Below are 4,129 nucleotides of genomic sequence, written 5' to 3' on the forward strand. Positions count from 1 at the left end.
TTTTAGGCACCCTGGTGTCCTTACTCGAACCCATGCGAAGTCAACACATCGCTTGCGGTTCCGGAGGCTGGTCGGCCGCTGCCGGCGGCCCGCCGAATGCCACCCCACTTCTCGAGAGCACGCCGACGCCGACGCGGCCACGGCGGCGAGACCACGAACAGTCCGGCTCATGCCGTCAGTGTTTCCGCGCGACCGCGGCCCAAAACCGACGCGACACACCCGGATGCACGGCACCGCGGCAGACATCGCTGGCATGCGGAACTCCTACCGCTTGAGAGGCCGCGGCCTCGGGCGAGTCCTGGGATCGTCCGCCGAAGAATAAACGCCAAGAGAGTCAACTTTTTACCGCCGAAAAGGCGTCAGGTTTCGGGCGCCGTTGACGACACCGTGACGATCACGAGCTGCCGTGCGTTCGAACGGCGGCAAAGCAGTTGCGTATGTTGACGCCGTCAACACCTCTCGGCGTATCCGCACGTCGTTTCACGTACTTTCGCGTCGTTTCGCGTCGTCAAATTGAGCTTTTCCGCAAGTCAAGAGCAACTGTTACGAAGCACCCGGACGCGGGCGAAGCGAAATCCGTTGCCGCCTCAGGAACACGAGCAACAGTGGTGGGGGATATGTCGCCGAAGTGGTCGCCGATCCAGGCGAGTGAGCGGCCGGCTTGGTAGAGCGTGGCGGCTTCTGTGACCTGTTTGTCGGTGAGCCTTTGTCGCCGCAGCGTCACTCCGTTGGCTCGCAGAAGCGCCGAAGATGGTGCGCTTGGCCAGCCGATGTTCGGACATGAGCTGGTTGGTCGAGACACCCGATTTGTACTTGGCGGTCATGTCGTCGATCTCCACTATGTCCACCTGACGCTTGCGAACCCTGGTCCGACTGGCCGTGGGTGGTTTGGGTGGTCGAGGAATTGCTTTAGCTGCGCGTTTGGCCAGGTCGGCGGCGTAGTGGTCTCTCAAGAAACCTCTATTCGAGTACGTTCGCACAAGCTCCACTAACACGCGTCAGACCAATGGGGTATGCGGGCAGAAGTTGCTGGAATCGGAAATCCTGTGGATATACCCCTACGGATATTCGCTGCAATGTCTGAGTGAAGTTAACGCATATCCCAGGGTTCGCCGTAGCTGGTGACGCTGTCGCCGTCCTTGGAAATCAGCCGGGCGAACGGACGCAACAGCACACCGCCGGCCGCGCCGGTCACCGTGCCGTGCGCGTTGGACACCGCCACGCCGCCGTCCGGGCCGGACACATCCACCGAGAATGTCGCGACCTCTTGGATGCCGGGGCCGTTGCTGAGGTCGGCGCTGATCGACAAGCCTGGGAACAACGGCGGCGACGTGATGACCAGCGTCGGTGCCGGCGCGACCTGCGTCTGGTCTAGGTTGATGTTGGGGGTGGTGTAGGAGAAGTTCACCCCATACCCCAAAGACCAGGGGAAGCCAATCTGATAGCCGAGCTCCAGCGTGCCCGCGAACCGATCGGCACCCGGACCGGTGACGTGATAGATAGCGCGGCCGGAGTGGAACCACTCACGAGTTAGCGGGTTGCGGTCGATCGGGTACACACCGTTGAGGAAGGTGTCCCATTGCTGGATGTGCAGCGTTCGGCCTTTGCCGTCGACAACGCGCATCTCGTTGTCCAAACCCGCGTGAGACGTGCCCGTGCTCACGAACAGCGCCGTCAGAGCGGCGACGAGTGCGACCAGCACCCGCCCGATATCCTTCATGTTCTCCCAGCTATCTCGACGGCCGTCCTGGGCTTCGGGCGCAACCGAACCTCGGCGGTGTACAGACCTTTGGTGAGCCTTGCGGTGTCGGTGCGGGTGTCAGGGAAGTACGGAGATCGGGAACGGAGCCGCGGGTCCGGTCTGGCGCGGCACCGCAGTTGCAGATGGTGCGGGAGCCGCGACCGGGTTGGTGCCGAGGTTCGGCAGCAGTCCGCCACCCGGCACCAGCGAAGACAAGTTGCCCGGCAGCGAGAGCTGGAACTGGCTGGGCGGAGACGCCGGTACGGCGGCTCCGGGGGGCAGATTCAGCGCTGCCCTAGGCACCGACCCAGCGCCAGCGGTTGCCGGCGAGGACACGGCCCCGACCGCGGGCAGCGGCCGGGTGACCACGGAGCTGGCGCCAGGCGCTGACGCCGCTGGCTGCGGGCTTAGCGCGCCGCTGGCGGTAGGGGCTGCTGCGGCCGGGGTGAGTGCGCTGCTGGCGGTAGGGGCTGCTGCGGCCGGGCTGAGTGCGCCGCCGGCGGTAGGGGCTGCTGCGGCCGGGGTCGCTGTCGCATTGCCGCCGTTGAGAGCTGATGCGGCGCTCTGGAGCAACTGGGACACGCCGGGGGGCGAGGCGATCTGCTGCAGTACGTCCAGACCCGGCACGCCCGGGCTTGTCGGCGCCGCCGGGTCGGCCACTGCGGTAGGGCTAAGCGCCAGAACTGCCGAGCACAGGCCAGCGGCCGCAACCGCGGCGGTGGCAAAGCGATTCCTGGTCCGTGACATCGTTCTCCCAATCTGTTCGAGCGCGTGGTCTGACGCCGAATGTGTGGTCCGGCGCCGAATATGTCGTGTTACAAAAGTTACTGAAGTGACAAAAGGTGCTCAAGTGACAGATGTGATAGTTGATCGAACCGATGCGGAGGCGAGGCGCTTCGGAGACCGCGCTCCGCGCGTCGGTCAACGTGATCGCCGCTCGACCGCCCGGTCCCCTCCACGTCGTGGCCGACAGCGATGAATCTTGACACCGTCAAGACTCGAAAACGAAACCGCAGTTAACCAGAACGTGCTGAACCGGAACGAGAAGTAGCGAAACCGCAGTTCCAGAAGGTAAACGCCTAGGCAGAGCGGCGGGTTCGGATTCCCGGCAGCTCCACCGAGAAAGCACTGGTCAGAGCAATTACGTTTTGGCCAGTTTCTTACCTGATCAAGGTCTGTCCCCCAGACCTGCATTATCTTGCGCCACAGCGCCGCGCCACAGCGGTTAGGCGATGGTGGTCCCGTGCTTGTCGCAAGGTCAAGTGGGCGATTTCAGCTTGGCGCGCAGGCCCGGTCCGGCTTCGGGCGTCACATTTCGCGCGGTGATCTCGTCGCCGCAGTGGGCACAGATCAGCCGTGGATCCGCGAACTCGCCGCAGATGTGGTGGCGCAGCACAATCGGTGGCCCGTCCGGGTGCGGCAAGTGCTCGTCCCCCCACCGCATGAGGACGACGATCGCTCCGAAGAGATCGCGGCCCGCCTCGGTGAGTCGGTACTCGTGGCGCTCTGGATCTCGGGAGTAGGGCACTCGGTCGAGAAGGCCAACATTGACGAGCATCCGCAGCCGCGATGACAGGGTAGGCCGCGGGATATTCAGGTTGCGCGCGAGCTGACCGAAGCGTTGCACCCCGAAGAACGCCTCGCGCAGGATAAGGAGTGTCCAGCGCTCGCCGACCAACTCGAGCGCTCGGCCGACCGACTCCCCTTCGAAGCGGTGAGAAAGATCGGCAGCGGTCATAGTTCACTAACTGTACCTGGTTCAATTGCTGAACCACGAGTGGTAACGTAATTGAACCGCCCCCGTAACCAGGAGTCCCGATGAATCAACCGGACCTGACCGCCACGCCGCGTAGCAGAGCCGAGACCCACACCGATATCGAGATCCTCGCCGAGAAGATCGCGTTTTCGGCTCGGCAGATGTCGGCGGAGATCGACCGCGACCGTCGACTTCCAGACGAGCTGGTAGCCCGTCTGCGCGAGGCCGGGCTACTGCGCGCCACCATGCCGCGGGAGGTTCAGGCACCGGAGCTGGCGCCCGGACCGGCACTGCGGTGCGCCGAGGCGGTGGCGCGCGGCGACGCCTCGGCGGGATGGTGCTTGTCGATCGCGATTACCAGTGCCCTGCTGGTCGCTTACCTGCCGGCGTCGAGCCGCGACGAGATGTTCGGCGGCGGCAGCGGTGTCGCGGCGGGGGTGTGGGCGCCGCGCGGCACGGCGAGGTCAGTCGATGGCGGTGTTGTAGTGTCAGGGCGCTGGCCATTCTGCAGCGGGATTAACCACGCTGACATGATGTTCGCCGGTTGCTTCGTCGACCAGCAGCGCGTGCCATCCGTCGTTGCACTGCGCAAAGACGATCTGCATGTCCTCGACACCTGGCATACGCTTGGC

At 64.5% G+C, this 4,129-nt stretch carries 3 protein-coding genes; 1 reads left to right on the forward strand and 2 read right to left on the reverse strand.

All coding sequences use genetic code 11. From position 1 onward, the window contains the following. Positions 1-1,090: 1,090 nt before the first annotated feature. Together VE759_RS02200 and VE759_RS02205 are read right to left on the reverse strand one after the other, a co-directional pair. Positions 1,091-1,720 carry an MspA family porin gene (locus tag VE759_RS02200; RefSeq protein ID WP_324927798.1) on the reverse strand — a complete coding sequence of 210 codons (630 nt, stop codon included), beginning with the start codon at positions 1,718-1,720 and terminating at the stop codon, positions 1,091-1,093. A gap of 1,279 nt (positions 1,721-2,999) precedes the next feature. Continuing rightward, entirely contained in the window at positions 3,000-3,479 is a 480-nt protein-coding gene (locus tag VE759_RS02205) for a helix-turn-helix domain-containing protein (RefSeq protein WP_324927800.1), read from the reverse strand. A gap of 80 nt (positions 3,480-3,559) precedes the next feature. Here VE759_RS02205 and VE759_RS02210 point away from each other — a divergent pair. Beyond that, positions 3,560-4,129, forward strand: a 570-nt coding sequence (locus VE759_RS02210) for an acyl-CoA dehydrogenase family protein (RefSeq protein ID WP_324927802.1), incomplete at its 3' end; no start/stop codon positions are given.

This window comes from Mycobacterium sp., assembly GCF_035640695.1.
Taxonomy (GTDB): domain Bacteria; phylum Actinomycetota; class Actinomycetes; order Mycobacteriales; family Mycobacteriaceae; genus Mycobacterium.

What these genes read in the sequence shown, in the direction of transcription:
- VE759_RS02200 (WP_324927798.1), bottom strand. Translation starts at nt 1,720, where the DNA reads ATGAAGGATATCGGGCGGGTGCTGGTCGCACTCGTCGCCGCTCTGACG.
- VE759_RS02205 (WP_324927800.1), bottom strand. Translation starts at nt 3,479, where the DNA reads ATGACCGCTGCCGATCTTTCTCACCGCTTCGAAGGGGAGTCGGTCGGC.